The sequence below is a fragment of the Nocardioides sp. CCNWLW239 genome (assembly GCF_037137035.1).
Classification (GTDB): Bacteria; Actinomycetota; Actinomycetes; order Propionibacteriales; family Nocardioidaceae; genus Nocardioides.
Genome location: NZ_JBBBNW010000001.1, coordinates 1,114,838 through 1,136,856, shown reverse-complemented (window position 1 = coordinate 1,136,856; position 22,019 = coordinate 1,114,838). Strand labels below are relative to the sequence as shown.

The following is a 22,019-nucleotide window of genomic DNA, read 5'->3' as shown; positions in this document are numbered from 1 at the left end:
TAGACGGCCCTTGGGTGGGCCGTTCGCCATCCACAGGCCGGGTTCGGGACCGGGTTATCCACAGGTCTCCGATTTGCCAGTGGAAATGTCGGTCTCCGGGCGGATCCTGCTGCCATGACCTCGGAACCTCTCGTCATCACCTCGGACTCGTTGCTGGCCGCTGAGGCGGCCCGCCTGGCCGCCGCCTCCGGCGTCACCGTCGAGGAGTGCACCGACGCCGTCGGCGCCCTGCGCCGCTGGCAACGACCACCGCTGATCCTCGTCGGGGCCGACCTCCTGGTGGAGGTGGCGTCGTTGCGTCCACCCCGAAGAGATGGGGTGTACGTCGTGGGCTGGGGCTCGATCGGCGAGCCACTGCTCCGGGCCGCGCTGGAGATCGGCGCCGAGACGATGCTGGAGCTGCCCACGGCCGAGACCGTGGTCGCCGGTCTGCTCGCCGACGTCAGCGACGGGGAAGGCGGCGACGGCATGGTCGTCGGGGTGCTGGCCGGTTCGGGCGGCGCGGGCGCGACGACCTACGCCGCTGCCTTGGCGAGCCTGGGCGCCGACCGTGGATCGACGCTGCTCATCGACGCCGACCCGCTCGGACCCGGAGCCGGGCGGGTGCTCGGCCTGGACGCGGTCCCCGGGGTGACCTGGGCTGACCTGGGCCAGACCGCCGGACGGCTGGGAGCCCGCGCGTTACGGGAGGCGGTGCCCCACCTCGGTTCGCTCGGTCTGCTGGGCTGGCCGGGCGGAGATCTGGTCCCACCTCCGCCGGAGGTGGCGCGCGAGGTGCTCGCCGCCGCGCGGCGCGGCCACGACCTCGTCGTGGTGGACCTGCCGCGCCGGCCGGAGGCGAGCGCCGAGGCGCTGCTGACCGGGTGCGACGTCGTCCTCGTCGTGGTCCGCGCCGACGTCACCGGGACGGCCTCCGCGGCCCGGCTGATCGCCCGGCTGCCGGAGCGAGACCGGGTGCGGATCATCGCCCGCGGTCGCGGGGCCGAACCCGAGGCGGTCGGCCGAGCGCTCGGCGTCCCGGTGATCGCCTCGGTCCCCGACCAGCGTGGGCTGTCGGAGGCCATCGACCTGGGCCTGGGGCCGATCCGTTCCAAGCGGGCCCCGCTGGCTCGCGCGGCCGCCGAGGTGCTGATGCGCTGCCGCATCCGTGCCGGGGTGATCGCGGCATGAGGGGCGGGCTCGGGGCCGTCGACATCGCCCCTCAGGTCGTCGACCTGGTCCGCGACCACCTGGCGCGTACGCCGGGAGAGCTCACCCCGCACCGTGTGCAGGAAGCGCTCCGCGCCGAGGGGCGGATCGTCGGTGACGCGACCGTGCTCGGCGTGTTCGAGATGCTGCGTCGCGACGTGGTCGGTGCGGGGCCGCTGGAGCCGCTGCTCCGACTGCCCGGGGTGACCGACGTCCTCGTCAATGGGCCCGACCAGGTCTTCATCGACCGGGGGTCCGGCCTGGAGCCTGCTCCGGTGGCCTTCCCCGACGACGATGCGGTCCGACGCCTGGCGCAGCGGCTGGCGGCCGGCGCCGGTCGCCGGTTGGACGATGCCTCGCCCTACGTCGATCTGCGGCTGAGTGACGGCAGCCGCTTCCACGCCGTGCTCGCACCCCTGGCCCGGCCGGGCACGGTGATCTCGCTGCGGGTGCCTTCGGCGCGGGCGTTCACGCTCGACGAGCTGGAGTGCTCGGGGATGGTCCTTCCGGCCGTCGCCGATCTGCTGCGGCGGCTGGTGTCGGCGCGGTCCGCCTTCCTGGTCTCCGGAGGAACCGGCACCGGGAAGACCACCCTGCTGGCGTCGCTGCTGTCGCTGGTGCCGGACGAGGAACGGCTGGTGCTGGTGGAGGACGCTTCCGAGCTGCGCCCGGATCATCCGCACGTGGTCGGGCTCGAGGCGCGTCCGGCCAACATCGAGGCCGCGGGTGCCGTGGAGCTCCACACGCTCGTCCGTCAGGCGCTCAGGATGCGGCCGGACCGACTGGTCGTGGGGGAGGTGCGCGGTGCAGAGGTCGTCGATCTCCTCGCTGCGCTGAACACCGGCCACGAGGGCGGCTGCGGCACGTTGCACGCCAACTCGGCTGCCGACGTCCCTGCCCGGGTCGAGGCGCTGGCGCTCGCCGCCGGTCTCGGGCGGGACGCTGCGCACAGCCAGTTCGCCTCCGGGGTGGATGTGGTCGTGCACCTACGACGACGGAACGGCCGCCGGGTCGTGACCGAGATCGCGGCCCCGTGTCGTGAGGCTGACGGCCTGGTCCGGATGGAGACCGCCTGCTCGGTGACCGCCGACGGGAAGCTGATCACAGGGCCCGCCTCGGACCGGCTCGAGACACTGCTGGGAGCGAGCCGGTGAGCGCGCTGAGCCTCGGGGTGGTCGCCTGCCTGGCCGGTGCCGCTGCAGCGCTGCTGCTCCGGCCGTCGGCAGCTGTCGGCGGCCGGGCGGCGCGTGCATGGCGGGTGCCGCGATGGTGGTTCGTCCTCGTCGCCCTGATCCCCATCGTCTTCCCGGGCAAGGCGGTCGTCGCGGCTGTCTTGCTCGGGATCGCCACCGTGGGCGGGGTCGCGCTGTGGCGGCGCCGCTGCGAGCGGATCGAGGCGGGACGTACGGCCGATCGGGTGGTCGAGGCGTGCGAGCAGATGGCCGCCGAGCTGGCTGCCGGGCACCCACCCGGTCCGGCGCTGTCACAGCTCGCCGAGGAGTGGCCGGTCATCGAATCGGTCGCCGAGGCGCAGCGGATGGGCTCCGACGTTCCCTCCGCCTGGCGGACGGTCGCCGAGGTTCCCGGGGCGGGTTCGCTGCGTGTGGTGGCCGCGGCCTGGCAGATCGCGCACCAGACCGGGAGCGGTCTCGCCGACGCGCTCGACCGGGTCGCCCTCGATCTGAGAGCGGCCGCGGCCACCCAGCGGGTGGTCGACGGCGAGCTCGGATCGGCCCGCTCCACCGCACGCCTGATCGCAGGCCTGCCCGTGGCCGCGCTGGCGATGGGCAGCGGAGTCGGCGGCGATCCGTTCGCCTTCCTCTTCACCTCGCCGGTCGGTCTTGCCTGCCTCGGGCTGGGTCTGCTGCTCGGCTGGTTGGGGTTGTGGTGGATCGAGGGCATCGCGCGCGGAGTCGAAGCGCGATGAGCGAGCGTCAGGGAGCGACCCGATGACGATCTGGCTTGTCGCGGCCGCGCTCGGACTGGCTGCAGCGTTGCTGCCGGCGCCGGCCCCGCGGCTGCCGGGCGAGGTTCGGGTGGTCGAGACTCGCGGCGGTCCCGACAGCTGGATGATGCGCTGGCGGCTGTTGCTGGCGCTGTTCTCCGCCGGCGCTGTCTACTCCTTCGTCGGAGGCACCGTAGGCGTCGTGCTCGCCGCTCCGGCAGGTGTCGCCTGCTGGTTGGCCATCGGCCGCGTCGAGCCGGCGGACGTACGCCGTGAGCGCGAGGCAGCCAAGGCCGAGCTGCCCGCCCTGGTCCGGCTCCTCTCGGCCGCGCTCGCCTCCGGTGCTGCGCCTGCCGAGGCGCTGGTCGCGGTGGCGGCGGCACTGCCCGGACCGGCGGCGGCCCGACTCCTCCCTGCGGCCTCGCGGCTCCACCTGGGTGCCGACCCGGAGAAGACCTGGCGCACCCTGGTCGACGACCCGGCGTTGGCGCCGCTGGGAAGGGCGCTGGCCCGAGCCCAGGCCACCGGAGCCCCGGTCGCCACGACGGTCGAGCGCCTGGCCGACGACCTGACCAGAAACGCCCGTGCCGAGGTGGAAGATCGTGCCCGTGCGGTGGGCGTGAAAGCCGCGGTCCCTCTCGGCATCTGCTTGCTGCCTGCCTTCTTGCTGCTGGGCGTCGTCCCGGTCGTCGGCGGCCTCCTCTCCAACCTCGGCATCTGACCACCTGTCGAGGCGTCACCCGCGTCGGTCGAGACGTCGCGCACGCCGGCCGAGGCGTCAGTCGCGTCGATCGAGGTGGCATTCGATTGCCAACTCGCCCGGCGTAGCTGACGTCTCAGCAGGTGTGTTTTCCCTGATCAGCGGGCCGATAGCCATCCACAGGGTGGGTTCGGGACCGGGTTGTCCACAGGCGGCGGCATAGCGCTCGCGAATGTCGGTGACGCGGGCCATGGTCGACCTTGAACGGCCGTACGGACGGCCATCGATCAGAGAGGACCCACCATGACCAAGGCACATCGTCAGAAGAACGAGAAGGGGATCACGACGGCGGAATACGCCGTAGGCACCGCGGCCGGTGCCGGGCTCGCCGGTCTGCTCTACAAGCTGCTGACCGGTGGCCTCGGCAACGACCTGCTCCACAGGCTGTTCCAGCACGTGCTCGGTCTCCTGGGGATCTGAGCCATGGCGGCCCGGGACGAACGTGGCGCCGCCACCGCGGAGCTGGTGACGGTCATCCCGCTCCTGGTGGCGGTGACCATCGGGCTGGTGTGGTTGCTGTCGGTGGGGGCAGCGCAGATCCAGGTGGTCGATGCTGCCCGCGAGACGGCCCGGGCTGTCGCCCGCGGTGACGACAGCGGCTCAGCCGCGGCCCGCGGTCGGCGGGTCGGTCCGGCGGGCACTCAGGTGAATGTCAGCGCCAGCGCCGAGGAAGTCGTCGCCTCGGCACAGGCTCGGGTCACCGGGCCTGGTGGGATCTTCAGCTGGATGCCGGGTGTGACCGTGCGTGGCGAGGCCGTCGCCGCGACCGAGGCGACCCAGGGGGAGCAGTGAGCTCGTCTCGATCCCGGCCGGACGAGCGCGGTTCGGCCGCGCCGTTCGCCGTCGGCGTGATCGGACTGCTGCTCTACCTCGGCGCGGCTCTGGGTGTGGTGGGCGCGGTCTTCGTAGCCCACCGCACCGCACAGTCCGCGGCTGATCTGGCGGCGTTGGCGGGAGCCAACGCCCTGCAGGTCTCCGGCGACGCGTGCGCGGCAGCGAGGATCATCTCCGAGCGCAACGGAGCCACTCTGGAGTCGTGCGAGCTGGCGGGCGAGGATGTCACCGTCACGGTGCGGGTCGAGGGGCCGCGTTGGCTCGGTCAGCCGGGAGACCCGGTCGCGCAGGCGAGAGCAGGGCCGACCGACTCAGACCCCGCCTGAACGATCGTGGGACTAGTTCCCGTCCAAGGGCTGGGTATCGGTGTTCTGTGTGCTCTGCGCGTTCTGGACGATCTTCCTCATCTCGCGCCTCTCCTTCATGCTCCTCATCTGGAGCTTGCTGCCCCACCGGGTGAGGGAGAGGCCGAAGAGGAGCAGCACACCGGCGACGAGGCCGATCACGAAGATCGTGGTCGACCCGACCGGGAGGCCGAGCATGGTCGCGGTCGGATCGTTGATGTCGCCGTTGTCGGTGGTGAACAGGCCCAGAACGATCAGGGCGGCGGCGACGACGATCAAGACAAGGCCCAAGAGCAACATTTCCACAGATTAGGCCGAGTGTTCGGGGTTGTGCGGGTGGACGCGCCCGCTACGAGCCCGACTCGTACGATCTCGCGCCGAGCAGCAGCCGCAACAACACGATCGCGCCCTGCTTGTCGAGCGGGTTGTTCTGGTTGCCGCACTTGGGGGACTGCACACAGGACGGGCAGCCGTCGTCACACTCGCACGCCTCGATGGTCTCCAACGTGGCACCGAGCCACTCCCGGGCGGCATGGAATCCGCGTTCGGAGAAGCCGGCCCCGCCCGGATGTCCGTCGTAGACGAAAACGGTGAGCATGCCGGTGTCGGGGTGGGAAGCGGTGCTCACCCCGCCGATGTCCCAGCGGTCACAGGTCGCGATCAGCGGGAGCAGGCCGATCGAGCAGTGCTCGGCGGCGTGGGCAGCACCGGGGATGTCCGCCTTCTCGAGACCGGCGGCCTCGAGCGCCGAGGCGGGCACGGTCCACCAGACGGCGGAGGTGCGCAGCGTACGTTCCGGGAGGTCCAGGAGCTCCTCACCCAGAACTTCCCCGCTCGGCTGCCGGCGACGGAGGAAGGAGACGACCTGGTGGGTGACGTCGACATCGCCGTACGTCAGGCGGCACTCGCCCCACGCGACCTGCTCGCGCTCGGCGACGATCGAGATCTCGGTGATCTCCCGGGCGGAGGTCGAGTATCCGGGGTCGTCACGGGAGATGACCGCGACGTTCTCGTCGAGGTCGAGCTCGTGCACGAGATAGGTCTCGCCGCGGTGGACATAGACGGCGCCTGCATGCGCGCTCGCGTGCGAGCTCGCCGCGTCGACCGTGCCGACGACCCGACCGGTCTCGGCCTCGATCAGCTGCACCTGCGAGCCACCCGAGGAGCGGATGTCGGCGAGATCGGCAGCCCGGCGGCGATCGGTCCAGTACCAACCGCGCGGTCGTTTGCGCAGCAGCCCCGAGGCGACCAGGTTGTCCAGGATCTCGCGCGCACCGGGGCCGAAGAGCGGCAGGTCCGGCTCGGTCAGTGGCAGCTCCTGCGCTGCGGCGCACAGGTGCGGTCCGACGACGTAGGGATTCGCCGGGTCGAAGACGGTGGCCTCGACCGGCTGGCCGAGGAGCGCGTCCGGATGGGTGACGAGGTAGGTGTCCAGCGGGTCGTCGCGGGCGACCAGGATGCCGAGGGCATCGCCCGCGCCCCGCCCGGCGCGGCCGATCTGCTGCCAGAAGGCGGATCGCCTGCCCGGGTAGCCGGCCAGTACGACCGCGTCCAGGCCGCTGATGTCGATGCCGAGCTCGAGTGCGTTCGTCGCCGCCAACCCCAGCAGCTCGCCGGAGCGGAGCGAAGCCTCGATCGCCCGCCGCTCCTCGGGAAGATAGCCACCGCGGTAGGACGCCACGCGCCCGGGCAACGAAGGGTCGACCTCGGCCAGCTCGGAAGCCGCGGTCAGCGCGACCTGCTCGGCGCCGACCCGGGAGCGGACGAACGCCAAGGTGCGCACATCCGAAGAGACCAGGTCGGCCAGGAGGTCGGCGGTCTCCGCGGAGGCAGCCCGGCGCACAGGTGCACCGTTCTCGCCGGCGTGCGTGGTCAGCGGCGGCTGCCAGAGTGCGATCGAGAGCTCGCCTCGTGGGGAGGAGTCGGCGGTGACCGGGAGAACGGGGAGACCGATGAGGCGCTCGCCGGCGGTGGACGGCTCGGCGACCGTCGCCGAGGCCAGGATGAACGTCGGCGAAGACCCGTAGAGCGCGCAGATGCGGCGCAGCCGCCGCAACACGTGCGAGACGTGCGCTCCGAAGACGCCGCGGTAGTGATGGCACTCGTCGATGACCACGTAGCGCAGGGACCGGAAGAAGGCCGTCCACCGCTGGTGGCCGGGAAGCAGCGACCGGTGCAGCATGTCGGGGTTGGTCAGGATGTACTCGCCGAAGTCGCGAGCCCAGTCACGCTGCTCCCGGGTGCTGTCCCCGTCGTGTGTCACCGCGCGTACGTCGACCCCCAGCTCGCGCAGACCGTTCAGCTGGTCCTGGGCGAGGGCTTTGGTCGGCGCGAGGTAGAGGACGCTGGCGCCGCGCTCACCACGTGGACCACGCCCGTCTCGGATCGCGGTCAGCGCGGGAAGCTGATAGGCCAGCGACTTCCCGGAGGCGGTCCCGGTCGAGACGATCACGTGGCTGCCCTCGTGGGCCGCTTCGGCGGCCACGGCCTGATGCTGCCAGGGCCGCTGGATCCCGCGAGCAGCGAAGGCAGCGACCACGTCGGCTGAGGCCCACGTCGGCCAGTCGGCGAAGACCGCGTCCCTCGGCGGGATCTGCTCGAGGTGGGCGAGCCGATCCTCTCGGCCCGGGACGGAAGCGAGCCGGCGTACGAGCTCGCCGGTCGCCGTCGTCATCATCTTCATGATTCTCCCAGAATCCGGTTCGGAGCCACGCGTGCGGCCCTGTAATCCGCCACACGACGTTGCGAGTTTCTTGCGCGCATCCTGGTGAGCCGTGGTTACATTACGATCGACTCCGGGTGTCGACCCGAGGATGGCCGATACCGGAGCCGGTTGTCTCACGTTCCTTGGCAGGAGAACTTCGAAGTGGATCTGACGCTTGCGACTCGCGAGCTCGACTCGGCCACCATCGTGGCCGTGGGCGGCGAGATCGACGTCTATACCGCGCCGAAGCTGAGAGACAAGATCACCGAGCTCGTCGCCCGTGGGCACTACGACATCGTCGTCGACCTCGAAGCCGTGGAGTTCCTCGACTCGACCGGCCTCGGCGTGCTGGTGGGTGGCCTGAAGAAGGTGCGCCAGCACGACGGCATGCTCCGTCTCGTCTGCACCCAGGAGCGGCTGCTCAAGATCTTCCGGATCACCGGCCTCGCCAAGGTCTTCGACATCCACGCCAGCGCAGAGGGCGCGGCAGCAGGCTGATACCGCCTGCGCATTAGGCTCCTGGGTGTGAGTGAGCGCAAGCGAGAGAACCATCGGCACATCACGCGGCCGCGTCCGTATTCCGGCGCTTGCGCTACGGAGGTGGGCGCGTGAGTGACCTCCCGCACCGGCTCCGTGATGCCCTCCAGCAGGCCGACTTCTCCTACGACTCCGTCGCCGGGCTGCTCGGTCCGACCGCGCACAGTGCGCTGAGTCGCAACGAGACGCTCCCGGGCCGGCGGCGGACGCACGGAGGCACCCCGCTGGAGACACTCATCCGGCTCTTCCTGCTGCAGACGACAGTGCCTCTGGATCATGCCGAGGCGGCCCTGCCCGGCCTCGTCGACCGCCTCGCCGTCGAGGGGATCCTCGAACAGTCGGTCGGTGAGGTCGCAGCCCGCCTCGACGTACGTCCGTACGCCACCGACGACACCGCCCTGTGGGTCGTCTCCGACCTCACCCCGGGGCTCGACGGCCGACCTCAGCGCGTCGGTCCCGAGCACGTGCTCGGCATCAGCCCCGCTTCGACGTCCCTCGCCCAGCTGACCATCCGCGACCGGGTCGGTGCCGCGCTCGATCTCGGCACCGGCTGCGGCGTGCAGGCCCTCCACCTCGCCACGCACAGTGACCGGGTGGTCGCGACCGACGTCAACCAGCGAGCCCTGTGGATCACCGCGTTCAACGCTGCGCTCAACGACGTGGCCGACCGGATCGACGTACGCGACGGATCGTTCTTCGAACCCGTCGCCGGCGAGCGTTTCGATCTGATCGCCACCAACCCGCCGTTCGTGATCAGCCCGGCGACCGGCGAACGCCTCGTCTACCGTGACTCCGGGCTCCCCGGCGATCGGGTGGTCGAGGACATCGTCCGGGCCGCTCCCGGGATGCTGACCGAGGGTGGCTGGTGTCAGATCCTGGGGAACTGGATCATCTCCGAGGACCAGCCCTGGGACGACCGTCTCGAGGGATGGCTCGGGGAGGATGTCGACGCGTTCGTGGTCCAGCGTGAGGTGCTGGACCCCGCCTCGTATGTCGAGCTCTGGCTCAAGGACTCCGGCCACCACGGCACCGAGGACTACCTGACCCGTTACGACACCTGGTTGTCCTGGTTCGAGGAGCAGAAGATCGAGGGCGTCGGGTTCGGCTGGATCAATCTGCACCGCACCGACACCGCCAACCCCAAGCGTGAGCTCCTCGAGTGGCCCTACGACGTGGAGCAGCCGATCGCACCCGCGCTCGAGGCGTGGGGCGAGGCGGCGCGCGTCGAGGTCACCGAAGACTCCACGCTGGTGCTCGCCGAGGACGTCCAGCAGGAGACCCTCGGCCAGCCCGGCGCCGAGGACCCCAGCACCGTCGTCCTGCGCCAGCAGCGTGGCCTGCGCCGTGCCCGCCAGGCGGACACGATCGAGGCCGCCTTCGCGGGCGCGTGCGACGGAGACCTGACCGTCGGTCAGATCTTCGACGCGCTCGCACAGATCCTCGACCGCGACCCCGCCGTCGTCCGGAGCAGCTATCTGCCGATCGCCCGGGAGCTGGTCACCGAAGGCTTCCTCCGTCCCGCACCAGGCACGCCTGGTCCCGCAGCCTGATCAGCCGTCTGCGCACGCTCGAGACGAGCAGGTCGGGATAGCCGAGGGGCTCGAGGTCGGGCAGCTCGCGCATCCCCCAGGGACGCTGCGTCTGCCACGGCCAGAAGCCGCGGAGGGCGGCCGCCAGCTGTTTGCCGTAGGCCGTCGGCATCTTGGTCAGGCCCAGGCGCTCCTTGAGCGCTGTCGCGGTGACCAGACCGCTCGGTCCGGCGAGCCCGTTGGCGCCCAGGACCGTCCACACGATGCCGGCCGCCACCTGCGCCGGCGGCGTGGGTGGGTCGATGATCAGCGGGTCGATCTCCCACAGCCGCAGCAGCGCCCGCCGCATGGCGAAGGCGACCTCGGTGGAGGGGAAACCGGCCGCGACCTCGTCCAGCAGGGTGGCCACGGCCTCCAGCTGCGCCCGCCCCACCGCATCTTCGACGAGCGGCAGATCCAGCCCGTCCTCGATCAGCGGGGCGGCGTCCAGCGCGGTGACCACCTCGTGTCCGCCGCAGAGCGCGGCCAGCCAGTCCAGCGCCACCTCGTGGTCAGGCCGCGGCGGCGTGGCCGGCTCCGACCAGCGTGGTCGGGTGAGCTCGGCCTCCAGCCGCTCCAGGATCATGTTGGTCCGGGTGAGCAGCTGTGCGCACTCCGAGCACACCAGGTGCTCCGGGGGAGTGGCCAGACCGTTGTTGTCGTCGATGTATTCGGTGTCGATCATCAGCAGAGACCTCTCGGTTCGGATTGGTCTCGCCGTCCTCGAAAGCCACTCTAGGGGCGACCACCGACAGTTGTGGGGCGGGTCCGGATGAGACACCGATTTCACGCTCCCGCTCCCCAGCGTGCTAGGTATTGTCTTCGCGGCGCCCAAGGCAACACGCCATGTTGTCCGAGAGCTCAGTGCCGCATGAACCGCGGTGACTGGACCCATGCCGGCTGGAGACACGCGCTAACGTGTCTCGCCAGAGCTTGTCAGTGGTGCCAGGCTCTGCTGCAGTGAGATAGGACGTCAGTGGCACACAAGTTGGTGATCGTCGAGTCCCCGGCGAAGGCTCAGAAGATCGGCGGATACCTCGGACAGGGGTATGTCGTCGAGGCCTCCGTGGGGCACATCCGCGACCTTCCGCAGAGCGCGGCAGACACCCCCGCCAAGATCAAGGACAAGCCGTGGGGGCGCTTCGGCGTCGACGTCGACAACGGCTTCACCCCTTACTACGTCGTGCCCAGCGACAAGAAGAAGCAGATCGCCAAGCTCAAGTCGCTCCTCAAGGACGCCGACGAGCTCTACCTCGCCACCGATGAGGACCGCGAGGGCGAGGCGATCGCCTGGCACCTCCTCGACGAGCTGAAGCCGAAGAAGGACATCCCGGTCAAGCGGATGGTCTTCCACGAGATCACCAAGCCGGCGATCCTCGCGGCTGCCGAGAACCCCCGTGAGCTCGACATGGACCTCGTCGAGGCCCAGGAGAGCCGCCGGATCCTCGACCGTCTCTACGGCTACGAGATCTCCCCGGTGCTCTGGAAGAAGGTCATGCCCCGGCTGAGCGCCGGGCGGGTCCAGTCCGTCGCCACCAGGCTCGTCGTCGACCGTGAGCGCGAGCGGATCGCCTTCCGCACCGCTTCCTACTGGGACTTGGCCGGCACCTTCGACGCCGGCTCGGACCACGACCCGCGGATGTTCCCGGCCAAGATCACCTCGATCGACGGCAACCGTGTCGCCCGCGGCACCGACTTCGGTCCCGACGGACTGATCAAGTCCGACAAGGTCGTCCACCTCGACCGCACCCGCGCCGAGGCTCTCGTGGCCGCTCTCGACAACCAGACCTACGAGGTCCGCTCGGTCGAGTCCAAGCCCTACAAGCGCAGCCCCTACGCCCCCTTCCGCACCACCACGATGCAGCAGGAGGCCAGCCGCAAGCTCGGGATGAGCGCGTCGACCACGATGTCGGTCGCGCAGCGTCTCTACGAGAACGGCTTCATCACCTACATGCGCACCGACTCCACCACCCTGAGCGGCGACGCGATCAGCGCCGCCCGGGCTCAGGTCAGGGAGCTCTACGGCGCCGAATACCTCCCCGACTCCCCGAGGACGTACGCCTCCAAGGTCAAGAACGCGCAGGAGGCCCACGAGGCGATCCGCCCCGCCGGTGACTCCTTCCGGACGCCCGCGCAGACCGGGCTGACCGGCGACCAGTTCCGCCTCTACGAGCTGATCTGGATGCGCACCGTCGCCTCCCAGATGAAGGACGCGGTCGGCAACTCGGTCGCAATCCGCCTCGGCGCCACCGCGACCACCGGCGAGGACGTGGTCTTCTCCGCCACCGGTCGCGTGATCACGTTCCACGGCTTCCTGAAGGCGTACGTCGAGGGCACCGACTCCGCCGACCAGACCTCCGACGACCAGCAGACCCGGCTTCCGAACCTCGCCGAGGGCGACACCGTCAACGCGGCCAGCATCACCGCCGACGGCCACGAGACCAAGCCACCGGCCCGCTACACCGAGGCGACGCTGGTCCGTGAGCTCGAGGAGCGCGAGATCGGCCGCCCGTCGACCTACGCGAGCATCATCCAGACGATCATCAACCGCGGCTACGTCTTCAAGAAGGGCACCGCCCTGGTGCCCGCGTGGGTCGCCTTCTCGGTGGTCAGGCTGCTGGAGGAGCACTTCCCGCGGCAGATCGACTACCGGTTCACGGCGAGCATGGAGGAGATCCTCGATGAGATCGCCAAGGGCGCCAAGGACATGACCACCGAGCTCGGGGAGTTCTACTTCGGCTCCGAGCGGGTCAAGGGCCTCAAGCCGCTGGTCGACGGTCTCGGCGAGATCGACGCCCGCGAGCTGGCGACCTTCCCGGTCGGCTCCGCCGACTCCGGGGTCAACCTCCGGGTCGGCCGCTACGGCCCCTACATCGAGGGCCCGGGCGATGACGGCACCCCGTTCGCGGTCCGCGCCAACGTCCCCGACGACCTGCCGCCCGACGAGCTCACCCTGGAGAAGGCCAAGGAGCTCTTCGCCAACCCGGCCGGCGAGGAGCTGAACCTCGGCGTCCACCCCGACACCGGTCTCACCATCGTCGCGAAGAGCGGCCGGTTCGGTCCCTACGTCACCGAGCAGCTCCCTGAAGATGCGAAGAAGGGCGCCAAGCCCCGCACCGCCAGTCTCTTCAAGTCGATGAGCCTGCAGACGATCACGCTCGAGGACGCGGTCAAGCTGCTGACCCTGCCCCGGGTCGTCGGCACCGCAGCGGACGGCGAGGAGATCACCGCCCAGAACGGTCGCTACGGGCCCTATCTGAAGAAGGGCACCGACTCCCGCACGCTGAGCTCCGAGGACCAGCTGCTCACGATCACCCTCGAAGAGGCCGAGCAGATCTACGCCCAGCCGAAGCAGCGTGGCCGTGCGGCCGCCAAGCCGCCGCTCAAGGAGCTGGGTCCCGACCCGGTCTCCGGACAGCCGATGGTCGTCAAGGACGGTCGCTTCGGCCCCTACGTGACGGACGGCGAATACAACGCCACCCTCCGCGCCGCCGACGACCTGGAGACCCTGACGGCCGAGCGCGCCGCCGAGCTGCTCGCCGAGAAGCGCGCCAAGGGACCGGCGAAGAAGACCACCAAGCGGACGACGAAGAAGACCGCCAAAAAGTCCACCGCGAAGAAGTCGACGACGAAGAAGTCGACCGCCAAGAAGACGACCAAGAAGGCCGAGGCCAAGAAGTCCTGACCAGGTTGTGAAGCTGAGCGTGGCCTAGAGGTCACTCTCGGCTTCACAACCGGCCGCGGAGGTCGGGCCGGGGCAGTCCACCACGAGGTCGCCGTCAGCCGAGCGACCCGGCGACCTCGTCGTAGTCCAGCCGGTCGGCCGCGATGTAGAAGAGCCGGGCACCGGGGGAGACCGAGAGGTCCCACGACGGACTGACCTGGATGCCGTCGACCGTCCGGACGGCCAAGAGCGTGGCGCCGTGCCCACGACCGAGCGCACCTTGCCAGGCCTCGACGGTCGCCGGGGCAGCCCCCGAGGGCACGGTGAGCGAGTAGGTGCCCTTGCCGCCGGCGGTGGCGAGCTCTTGGTAGACCTCGGCGATCCCGGGGTCGCTGAGCTCCTCGCCGATCAGCTGGGTGTTGTGCCACTGGACGCAGTGGACGGTGGTGTCGACTCGGAAGATCGTGCGCTGCACCCGAAGGTCCCGCAGCGCCACGATCGTGTGCACCGAAGGAGCGGCCGCGTTGGCCGCCACCGTCAGCGTGACCGCCTCGTTGTCGTCGCGCGCGTCGATCAGCACGCTGTGGGCGCGGACCAGTCCGGTCCGAGCGAGCACCGAGAGGTCGGTGATGTCGCCGCGTACGAAGTGGAGCCGGTCCTCGCCGGGCAGAGGGTGCTCGGTGAGCTGGTCCTCCCAGGTCGCGAGCACCAGTTCCCGCGTGGGCTCGGAGAGCAGCTCGGCCAGGAGCCGTTCGGTTCGCCCAGCCGTGTAGCCGAGCAGCACGATGTGGTTGCTTCCGGTGAAAGAGATCTCTCCACGCATACGGCGTCCTTTGGCGTTCTCGATGATTGCCGAGATCCGGCTGAACAAGATGGCGAGGGTGGTGATGGAGCCGAAGACGACGTACGCCCCGACGAACCGGCCACCGGTGGTCTCCGGGAACAGGTCCCCGTAGCCGACCGTCGTCGCGGTGATCAGGAACCACCACCAGTAGTTGCCGGGGTGGACGATGTCGCTGCCGGGTTCGGCCAACGCCATCGCGATCCAGCCGGTGACGAAGACGAAACCGATGATCGCGAGCGGGAGCACCCACGCAGCGTGCTGAGACGTGCGCCGGACCAGCCGGATCAGGAAGAACATCAGTAGCCCACCCAGCCCTTCCGGGCGTAGTCCAGGATCGCCGGGTCCAGCAGCGTGGTGACCGAGGTCGGCCGTTCGGCGCGGTCCGGAGGGAACGAGGAGGCGGCCGCGAGCACGGTGTCGCTGGCGTAGCGCAGCCCACCCGGCGCCTCGTCGTCGAGCGCGAGGGGCGGGGCCGACGAACCCCGCCCGGCCAGCACATAGCCCCAGTTGCCGAAGGACGGTACGTCGGCCTGGTAGGGCGTGGTCCGGTAGCCAGCCTCGGCGAGCGTGTGCCGCACCGACCAGAACGCGTCGGGAGCGAAGAACGGGCTGCCGGACTGGACCACCAGACGTCCGGAAGGAGCGAGCAGCCGCGCGATCATGCTGTAGTTCTCGACCGAGTAGAGCTTGGCCAGGGCGGTCGAGTCCGGGTCGGGGAAGTCGGCGACGACCACGTCGAACGGCGCCCCCGAGTAGTCGCGGACCCAGGAGAACGCGTCGTCGGCGACGTACGTCAGCCGGGGGTCCTCGAGGGATCCTTCCGTCTGCTTCTTCAACGGCTCGTAGGAACGCGCCAGCTTCACCACGGCAGGGTCGAGGTCGACCAGCGTCACGGACGAGACCGACCGATAGCGCAGCACCTCCCGCGCCGCGAGCCCGTCGCCGCCGCCGAGGATCAGCACCCGCGCGTGCGGCCCGTTCATCGCCGGATGGACGAGCATCTCGTGATACCGGTACTCGTCCAGGGACGAGTACTGCAGGTCGCCGTCGAGAAAGAGGCGTACGTCGTCGAACTCGGGCCCGAACGGAGCACCGCGGGTCACCACGATCTCTTGGTAGGCCGAGCGCTCGGAGTGGATGATCGGATCGCGGTAGAGGGCCTGTCGGGCGTTGAGCTCGAAGGTGTCCGCCATCACCGCGGTCGTGCCCAGCACGACCGCGAGGACGCCGCAGACCGCGGTGACGAGCCCGCGGCGACGCCGGGAGCCGGCCAGCGCCACGCCGACCATCCAGGCGGCGACGACGTTCAGCGCCGCGGTGGCCACGGTCCCCACCAGCAGCCCCAGCGTCGGCAGCAGCACGAACGGGAAGGCCAGCCCGCCGATGAGCGCACCGACGTAGTCGACGGCGTTGATGTCGGCGACCGCGAGCGAGGCCTGCTGGCGCCGGAGCCGCTGCAGCAGCTCCATCAGCAGCGGGATCTCGGCGCCGACCAGCGCGCCGATCAGGAAGGTCACCACCAGCATCATCGGGGTGTAGAGATGCAGCCACGCGAACGAGGCGTAGAGCGCCGGCACCGAAGCGCCACCGACGGCCGCCAGCGCGATCTCCACGCCCACGAATGCCCGCAGCGGCCGCGCGGTCAGCGGCTTGGCGAGCACGGCGCCGATGCCCATGGCGAACATCGACACCGCGATCACCAGGGAGGTCTGCGCGATCGAGTTGCCGAGCAGGTAGCTCCCCAGCGTGACCAGTGCGAGCTCGTAGACCAGCCCGCACGCGGCGCACACGAACACCGCCGCGAGGACGAGCAGTCTGGCCGCCCGTCCCTGCGGCATCGCCGACAACGAGGGGAGCGTGAGGCTCACGTGATCGAGGCCGCCACGATCACGCCGACGGCCAGCTGCACCGCGACGGTGACCCAGATCGCCGGGTCGTCCTTGCCGTCGGTCATCAGCTCACCGAGACGTCCCGGGGTCAGCAGGTCGAGGACCACGAACGCGACCGCCAGCAGGACGATCCCGATCAGTCCGTACGCAGCGGTGGCGGCGAGCCCGTGAAGGGTGTCCGACTCCGCGGTGTAGATCGAGGTGGCCACGATGATGGCGATCGCCACGACCGAGGAACCGAGCAGCAGCGCCGGGTCGCGGCGGTGCTCCACGAAGATCAGCTGCCCGAGCTTGCCGGGGGTCAGCAGGTCGATCACGTAGAAGCCGATCACCAGCAGGATCAGCCCGAGGGCGGCGAAGGCGACGGTGGACAGCAGTCCGCTCACAAGATCATTCATCGTTCATCTCCAAGTCTGAGGTGGTCACTTGCCGGATCCGCTGCCGCCGCCGCGGAAGGAGCCGCCGCTGCTGCCGCTGCCGACGTTGCGGCCGTAGAAGGTGTTCCAGCCCCACAGGCCGATCACCGTGGAGTGGTGGCGGTAGCCGCGGTCGTACTCGTAGAGGGTGATCGTCGACCCCGAGGGCGTACGCGGCTCCACGACGACCAGCCAGTCGTCGTCGTAGCGCAGGTATTGGTTGGACCCGTCGGCGCGGTTCTCGTCGGCGCCGGTGTCCGTCGCGATCTGGTTGGCGACCGAGGTCACCGTGCCGTCGTCCTCGAAGACGATCCCGGCGTCGCTGTCGGGGTCGGAGCCGCTCACGTGCTCGAAGTTGTCGCGGAGGTACTGCTCGGGGCTGTTGTCGTCGTCGCCGGACACGGCGATGGCGACGATGATCGCGAGCACGACGCACACCGCGACGATCGACCAGCCGATCAGCTTGCGGTTCGGGCCCCCTGAGCCGTTGTGTTCAGACACTGATGCCCTCCTCGGGCCGGTAGCTGGTGGTGGTGGCGACGATCTCGCCGGTCTGTGGGTAGGTGTGCCAGGTGCGCCACGAGATCTCCCGGGCGTCCCGGTCCAGGGCCAGCGCCGTCACCGCGTGCGGGTCGCCCGGAAAGTGGGCGACAACGGCATCGGTACGCCCGCTCAGCCGCTCCACGAGCCGCGCCGCCTGCGTGGCGAGCTCATCGGGCTCCACCTCGCTCACGTGCGAGGTGAGGCGGTAGCCGTCCGCGGCGTGGACCGAGGGAAGAGGTGCGGCCTCGTCGATCCCGCACGCGACCGTCTCGTGCAGGAGCGGGCGGTCGTGGCGGCGTACGAGGACCTGATGGCTGGCGCCCAGGACGCTCAACGTGACGGTCAACCCGTCCGCGAGACGTACGATCCGGGAGGCCAGCGGCGTGCAGGTGACCGGTGCGAGGGTCCAGCGCAGGGTGTCGCCGCGTACGTCCGCGAACGGGACGTCGAGGAGCGTCACTCGTCGTCCAGGGTGGCGGGCCGGTCGGAGGAGGGGTAGACGGTCAGCTCGAACGGCTGCAGCACCTCACCGAGGGAGGGCTCCCAGTTGCTGCCCCACTTCTCGAAGCCGAGCAGCTTGCCGTCGACCGACTTGTAGTCGGCGTAGTCGGCCGTCCCGGACGGTGCCGTGCCGGTCGCGCCGGTGGCGGTGAAGGCGGCGGTGCCCTTCTCCTGGAGGCGGTAGGCGACGCCACCGACGATGATGTCGCGGTCACCCACCGTGCCCTGTTCGATGTCACCGAGCGGGATCGAGTGCCACAGCGAGACCTCGAAGCTCTCGTCGTCCTCGACCGAGAGCCACTTCTTGCCCTCGGCGTCGTCGAGCATGTGCTCGGTCCAGCGGTAGCCGTGCTCGTCGAAGTCGATCCGCCCGCGGACGAACCAGTTGTGGCCGAGGTATTCGATGACGTCGCCGTTGCGCACCTGGCGCAGCTGGTCGGAGGCGTGCTTGTGCTGGTCGCCGATGAAGTCGTCGGGCTCCTGCTGCTGCTTCGTCGGCTGCTGCCTGCTCTTCCAGAGCAGGTAGGCCGCGACCGCGAGGGCGGCCAGCAGCAGGACGATCAGGACGTAGATCACCGGGGACTCCTTGGTTCAGCGTGAGGACGACCCGAACCTTAACCTGGCGTCTCGACCTTCGACAGCCCGATTCGCTTCCCGCGCGGGCCGCGTACTCCGGGGTTGTCGGTCCCACCCCGTAGGTTTGCCTCGTGAACGAGCGTCAGCGAGTGAACCATGAAGTCATCACGCAGCCGCGTCCGTATCCTGGCGCTTGCGCTACGGAGGTGGCTGCGTGAGGTTTCCGGGTGTCTACGCAGAGCGTGGTGTCTTCGTCTGTTTCGAGGGTGGCGAGGGGTCGGGCAAGTCGACCCAGTCGCGGCTGCTCCACGAGGCCCTGACCGCCCGCGGCCACCGGGTCCTGCTGACCTTCGAGCCGGGCGACACCGCGGTAGGGAAAGACGTACGCCGCATCGTGCTGTCCCCGGAGACCGGCGACCTCGACGACCGGACGGAGGCGCTCCTGTTCGCTGCCGACAAGGCCGAGCACATCGAGTCGATGGTCCGCCCGGCGCTGGAGCGGGGCGAGGTGGTGATCACCGACCGCTACGTCGACTCGATGCTGGCCTACCAGGGTGCCGGCCGGGTGCTGGACGCCGCGCAGCTCGAGGAGGTGGCGCGCTGGGCGACCGCCGACCTGCGGCCTCATCTGACCGTGCTGCTCGATCTGGACCCGACGGCCGGGTTCACCCGGTTCGAGGAGCGCGACCGGATGGAGCAGGAGTCGGTGGAGTTCCACCAGCGTGTGCGGGCGGCGTTCGTCGAGCTGGCTGCTCGCAACCCCGACCACTACCTGGTGCTGGACGCCCGTGCTCCTGCGGAGGAGATCCATGCGGCGGTCTGCGCGCGTCTCGAGCCGCTGCTCGACCAGGCGGTGACGGGATGAACCTCGCCACCACCTCTGCCGGCCCGACCGTCTGGGACAACCTCGTCGGCCAACGCCACATCGTCTCCACGCTGCAGACCGCCGCGGCCGCCTCGACCGACGGCAGCGGGCGCCGCTTCGGCAAGGGCATGACCCAGTCGTGGCTCTTCACCGGACCCCCGGGCTCAGGACGTTCCAACGCCGCGATTGCCTTCGCCGCCGCGCTCCAGTGCCCGAACGGCGGTTGCGGCCAGTGCCATGAGTGCCACACGGTGCTCGCCGGCAGCCACGCCGACGTCAACCTGGTCCGCACCGAGAAGCTGACCCTCGGCGTCGACGAGATCCGCGACCTGGTGCGCCAGTCCGCGCTGTCCCCGGCCGGGAGCCGCTGGCAGATCCTGATCATCGAGGACGCCGACCGGCTCACCGAGCAGGCCAACAACGCGCTCCTCAAGGCGGTCGAGGAGCCCGGGGCGCGCACTGTGTGGATGCTCTGTGCGCCGACCGTCGAGGACGTCCTCCCGACCATCCGGTCCCGGTGCCGCCTGGTCACGCTGACCACGCCGACCGCCCCGGACGTGACCGAGTTCCTCCAGCGCAACCTGGGCGTCGACGAGGCGCGCGCGGCCTATGCGGCGCGCGCGAGCCAGGGTCACATCGGCCGGGCCAAGGCGCTGGCCCGCGACGACGACACCCGTCGGCGACGGGAGCAGGTCGTGGCCTATCCGACCCGGTTGCGGTCGCTGGCCGACGCGCTCAGGGCCGCCGGCGAGCTCGCCGCGGTGTCGAAGGAGGAGGCCGACGCGGTCACCGCGGACCTCGACGCGCAGGAGAAGGCCGACCTCGACGCGGGTTACGGAGTGGTCGACCGAGGTCGTCGGCCGCGTGAGTACGGTCCCGCGCTGGCCGCGCTGGAGAAGGACCAGAAGCGCCGAGCCACCCGCCGCCACCGCGACGTGATCGACCGGGGCCTGATGGACCTGGTCTCGATCTACCGCGACGCGATCACCCTCGCCGCCGGCGCTCCCGTCGGGCTGGTCAACGAGGAGCACCGACGGGAGATCGAGCAGCTCGTCGCCGAGTCCACGCCCGAGCTCAACCTGCAGCGCATCGGCGCGATCTTCGAGGCCCGTGAGCAGTTGCTGGAGTTCAACGTACAGCCCCAGTTGGTGCTGGAAGCCATGATGGTGGCGCTGCTGCCACCCGGAGGAGATCAGTGAAACCCCAAGCCGTGACCGGGGCCCTCGCCCTGACCGCACTGACCGCGTTCGTCACCGGATGTGGTGCCGACGGAGGCACCCCGGACGCCGACCGGGTGAGCCCGAGCGCTGCGGCGACCGCAGCTCCGGCCGAGGGGCTGCAGCCGTTCTACAGCCAGAAGCTCGACTGGAAGGGCTGCAACGGCGCCTTCGAGTGCGCGACCCTCGAGGTTCCGCTCGACTACACCGACCCCACCGGCCGCACCATCGAGATCGCGGTGATCAAGGACCCGGCCAACAAGGACAAGATCGGCTCCCTGGCGATCAACCCGGGCGGTCCGGGCGGTTCAGGCATCGACTACGCCCTCTACAACAACCAGTCCTTCAGCCCTGCGGTCCGCGACTCCTACGACATCGTCGGCTTCGACCCGCGCGGGGTCGGTCAGAGCACGCCGGTCGACTGCATCGATGACGACGCCCTGGATGCGTACGTGGCGGTCGACCCCGACCCTGACACGCCGCTCGAGGAGGCGGCCTACGTCAAGAGCGGCGTCGGGATGGCCAACGGCTGCGCGACCCAGCGGCGCGGCATCTCCGACCACGTCAGCACCGTCGAGGCGGCCCGGGACATGGACGTGCTCCGAGCGGCCCTCGGTGAGGACCAGCTCGACTACTTCGGTGCCTCCTACGGCACCCAGCTCGGTTCGACCTACGCCGAGCTCTATCCCGACCGCGTCGGCCGCTTCGTGCTCGACGGTGCGATCGCTCCGGGCCTGAGCGTGGTCGACGCCAACCTGGCGCAGGCCAAGGGCTTCGAGGTCGCGCTCCGCTCCTACGTCGAGAACTGTGTCGACGAGGGCAGCTGCTTCCTCGGTGAGACCGTCGACGACGGCGTCGAGCGCGTCCAGAAACTGCTCGCGGACATCGACGCCGAGCCGCTGCCGGCAGGTGATCGCGAGCTGACCGCGGGCAACGCGCTCTACGGCCTGATCACGCCGCTCTACGTCGAGTCCTACTGGCCGATCCTCACCGAGGCCCTGCAGGGGGCATTGAAGGGCGACGGCTCCGGACTGATGAGCCTCTCGGACAACTACGCGGGTCGCAACCCCGAGGGTGGCTACATCAACAACACGATGGAGGCCAACTGGGCGATCAACTGCCTCGACGACTCCTCCGGTCTCAGCCCGGCGGAGGTCCGCGAACAGCTGCCCGCCTTCGAGGAGGCCGCTCCCACCTTCGGCCCCGCCCTCGCCTGGATGCTGAACGGCTGCGCCGCGGAGAAGTTCAAGGCCACCGAGCCCGAACCGGAGATCGACGCCGAGGGCTCCAACCCGATCGTCGTCATCGGCACCACCCGTGACCCCGCCACCCCCTACGAATGGGCGGAGGATCTCGCGGACGCTCTCGACTCCGGCGTACTCGTCTCCCGGGACGGCGACGGCCACACCGGCTACATGCAGGGCAACGGCTGCGTCGACGACGCCATCGACGACTACCTGGTCGACGGAAAGGTCCCCGACGACGGCTTGGAGTGCTGACGCGCGCCTACCCCATATTGGGGTTGGTTCGGGCATCTGCCGGTGGCGGATCGCTGCGACCCTGAGGATCACTCTCGGTAAAATTTCGTTCCGAGAAGAAGGGTCACCACCACGTGATCACGAGT

At 70.0% G+C, this 22,019-nt stretch carries 23 protein-coding genes; 13 read left to right on the top strand and 10 right to left on the bottom strand.

Annotated features, from left to right (window positions below; translation table 11 throughout):
- The first annotated feature begins 114 nt into the window (after positions 1–114).
- From ssd to WBG06_RS05430, 4 genes are read left to right on the top strand one after another with little or no spacing between them, the layout of a single operon-like run.
- The gene (gene ssd, locus WBG06_RS05445) at positions 115–1,170 is read left to right on the top strand and encodes a septum site-determining protein Ssd (RefSeq protein WP_336735511.1); all 1,056 of its coding nucleotides are present in this window, start codon (positions 115–117) and stop codon (positions 1,168–1,170) included.
- Entirely contained in the window at positions 1,167–2,342 is a 1,176-nt protein-coding gene (locus WBG06_RS05440; protein ID WP_336735510.1) for a TadA family conjugal transfer-associated ATPase, read from the top strand. Before ssd ends, WBG06_RS05440 begins: the two co-directional genes overlap by 4 nt.
- A complete protein-coding gene (locus WBG06_RS05435; protein ID WP_336735509.1) occupies positions 2,339–3,115 on the top strand; it encodes a type II secretion system F family protein in 777 nt (258 codons plus the stop codon). Before WBG06_RS05440 ends, WBG06_RS05435 begins: the two co-directional genes overlap by 4 nt.
- A gap of 22 nt (positions 3,116–3,137) precedes the next feature.
- A complete protein-coding gene (locus tag WBG06_RS05430) occupies positions 3,138–3,854 on the top strand; it encodes a type II secretion system F family protein (RefSeq protein WP_336735508.1) in 717 nt (238 codons plus the stop codon).
- Positions 3,855–3,911: 57 nt separating this feature from the next.
- Here WBG06_RS05430 and WBG06_RS05425 read toward each other — a convergent pair whose 3' ends face one another.
- A complete protein-coding gene (locus WBG06_RS05425; RefSeq protein ID WP_336735507.1) occupies positions 3,912–4,085 on the bottom strand; it encodes a hypothetical protein in 174 nt (57 codons plus the stop codon).
- 51 nt (positions 4,086–4,136) lie between these two features.
- On the opposite strand from WBG06_RS05425, the gene WBG06_RS05420 reads away from it, so the two are divergent.
- Genes WBG06_RS05420 through WBG06_RS05410 form a run of 3 tightly spaced genes read left to right on the top strand, consistent with a single transcriptional unit; the run spans position 4,137 to position 5,053 of the window.
- Positions 4,137–4,313: a DUF4244 domain-containing protein gene (locus tag WBG06_RS05420; RefSeq protein WP_336735506.1), complete on the top strand. Its 177-nt coding sequence runs from the start codon at positions 4,137–4,139 to the stop codon at positions 4,311–4,313.
- Positions 4,314–4,316: 3 nt separating this feature from the next.
- Positions 4,317–4,685: a TadE family protein gene (locus tag WBG06_RS05415; RefSeq protein ID WP_336735505.1), complete on the top strand. Its 369-nt coding sequence runs from the start codon at positions 4,317–4,319 to the stop codon at positions 4,683–4,685.
- On the top strand, positions 4,682–5,053 hold the full coding sequence (locus WBG06_RS05410) for an Rv3654c family TadE-like protein (protein WP_336735504.1): 372 nt from the start codon (positions 4,682–4,684) through the stop codon (positions 5,051–5,053). Before WBG06_RS05415 ends, WBG06_RS05410 begins: the two co-directional genes overlap by 4 nt.
- A gap of 12 nt (positions 5,054–5,065) precedes the next feature.
- On the opposite strand, the gene WBG06_RS05405 is transcribed toward WBG06_RS05410, so the two are convergent.
- Positions 5,066–5,371: a hypothetical protein gene (locus tag WBG06_RS05405; protein ID WP_336735502.1), complete on the bottom strand. Its 306-nt coding sequence runs from the start codon at positions 5,369–5,371 to the stop codon at positions 5,066–5,068.
- A 49-nt stretch (positions 5,372–5,420) separates the two neighbouring features.
- Positions 5,421–7,754 (bottom strand): DEAD/DEAH box helicase, encoded by a 2,334-nt coding sequence (locus WBG06_RS05400; RefSeq protein ID WP_336735501.1) that lies wholly within the window; start codon positions 7,752–7,754, stop codon positions 5,421–5,423.
- 183 nt (positions 7,755–7,937) lie between these two features.
- Here WBG06_RS05400 and WBG06_RS05395 point away from each other — a divergent pair, with 183 nt between their 5' ends.
- On the top strand, positions 7,938–8,273 hold the full coding sequence (locus WBG06_RS05395) for an anti-sigma factor antagonist (protein ID WP_336735500.1): 336 nt from the start codon (positions 7,938–7,940) through the stop codon (positions 8,271–8,273).
- Between the two features lie 110 nt (positions 8,274–8,383).
- The gene (locus WBG06_RS05390) at positions 8,384–9,862 is read left to right on the top strand and encodes a class I SAM-dependent methyltransferase (RefSeq protein WP_336735499.1); all 1,479 of its coding nucleotides are present in this window, start codon (positions 8,384–8,386) and stop codon (positions 9,860–9,862) included.
- Here the strand turns inward: WBG06_RS05390 and WBG06_RS05385 are convergent.
- The gene (locus WBG06_RS05385; protein ID WP_336735498.1) at positions 9,810–10,565 is read right to left on the bottom strand and encodes a hypothetical protein; all 756 of its coding nucleotides are present in this window, start codon (positions 10,563–10,565) and stop codon (positions 9,810–9,812) included. The genes WBG06_RS05390 and WBG06_RS05385 overlap by 53 nt on opposite strands.
- Before the next feature lie 291 nt (positions 10,566–10,856).
- Between WBG06_RS05385 and topA the strand changes: the two genes are divergently transcribed.
- On the top strand, positions 10,857–13,565 hold the full coding sequence (gene topA / locus WBG06_RS05380) for a type I DNA topoisomerase (protein ID WP_336735497.1): 2,709 nt from the start codon (positions 10,857–10,859) through the stop codon (positions 13,563–13,565).
- Positions 13,566–13,659: 94 nt separating this feature from the next.
- On the opposite strand, the gene WBG06_RS05375 is transcribed toward topA, so the two are convergent.
- The 6 genes from WBG06_RS05375 to WBG06_RS05350 are packed head-to-tail and all read right to left on the bottom strand — an operon-like array spanning position 13,660 to position 18,313.
- Entirely contained in the window at positions 13,660–14,685 is a 1,026-nt protein-coding gene (locus WBG06_RS05375; RefSeq protein WP_336735496.1) for an ion channel, read from the bottom strand.
- On the bottom strand, positions 14,685–16,256 hold the full coding sequence (locus WBG06_RS05370; RefSeq protein WP_336735495.1) for a polyamine aminopropyltransferase: 1,572 nt from the start codon (positions 16,254–16,256) through the stop codon (positions 14,685–14,687). The genes WBG06_RS05375 and WBG06_RS05370 overlap by 1 nt, the downstream gene beginning before the upstream one ends.
- Positions 16,253–16,675 carry a DUF350 domain-containing protein gene (locus WBG06_RS05365; protein ID WP_336735494.1) on the bottom strand — a complete coding sequence of 141 codons (423 nt, stop codon included), beginning with the start codon at positions 16,673–16,675 and terminating at the stop codon, positions 16,253–16,255. Before WBG06_RS05365 ends, WBG06_RS05370 begins: the two co-directional genes overlap by 4 nt.
- A gap of 24 nt (positions 16,676–16,699) precedes the next feature.
- Entirely contained in the window at positions 16,700–17,194 is a 495-nt protein-coding gene (locus tag WBG06_RS05360; RefSeq protein ID WP_336735493.1) for a DUF4247 domain-containing protein, read from the bottom strand.
- Complete coding sequence (locus WBG06_RS05355; protein WP_336735492.1) at positions 17,187–17,696, bottom strand: DUF2617 family protein; 510 nt, start codon at positions 17,694–17,696, stop codon at positions 17,187–17,189. Before WBG06_RS05355 ends, WBG06_RS05360 begins: the two co-directional genes overlap by 8 nt.
- On the bottom strand, positions 17,693–18,313 hold the full coding sequence (locus tag WBG06_RS05350; RefSeq protein WP_336735491.1) for a DUF4178 domain-containing protein: 621 nt from the start codon (positions 18,311–18,313) through the stop codon (positions 17,693–17,695). Before WBG06_RS05350 ends, WBG06_RS05355 begins: the two co-directional genes overlap by 4 nt.
- Positions 18,314–18,527: 214 nt before the next feature.
- Here WBG06_RS05350 and tmk point away from each other — a divergent pair, with 214 nt between their 5' ends.
- From tmk to WBG06_RS05335, 3 genes are read left to right on the top strand one after another with little or no spacing between them, the layout of a single operon-like run.
- Positions 18,528–19,178 carry a dTMP kinase gene (tmk, locus tag WBG06_RS05345; protein ID WP_336735490.1) on the top strand — a complete coding sequence of 217 codons (651 nt, stop codon included), beginning with the start codon at positions 18,528–18,530 and terminating at the stop codon, positions 19,176–19,178.
- Positions 19,175–20,377, top strand: a complete 1,203-nt coding sequence (locus tag WBG06_RS05340; protein WP_336735489.1) for a DNA polymerase III subunit delta' — start codon at positions 19,175–19,177, stop codon at positions 20,375–20,377. Before tmk ends, WBG06_RS05340 begins: the two co-directional genes overlap by 4 nt.
- Entirely contained in the window at positions 20,374–21,894 is a 1,521-nt protein-coding gene (locus WBG06_RS05335) for an alpha/beta hydrolase (RefSeq protein ID WP_336735488.1), read from the top strand. Before WBG06_RS05340 ends, WBG06_RS05335 begins: the two co-directional genes overlap by 4 nt.
- Positions 21,895–22,019: the final 125 nt, after the last annotated feature.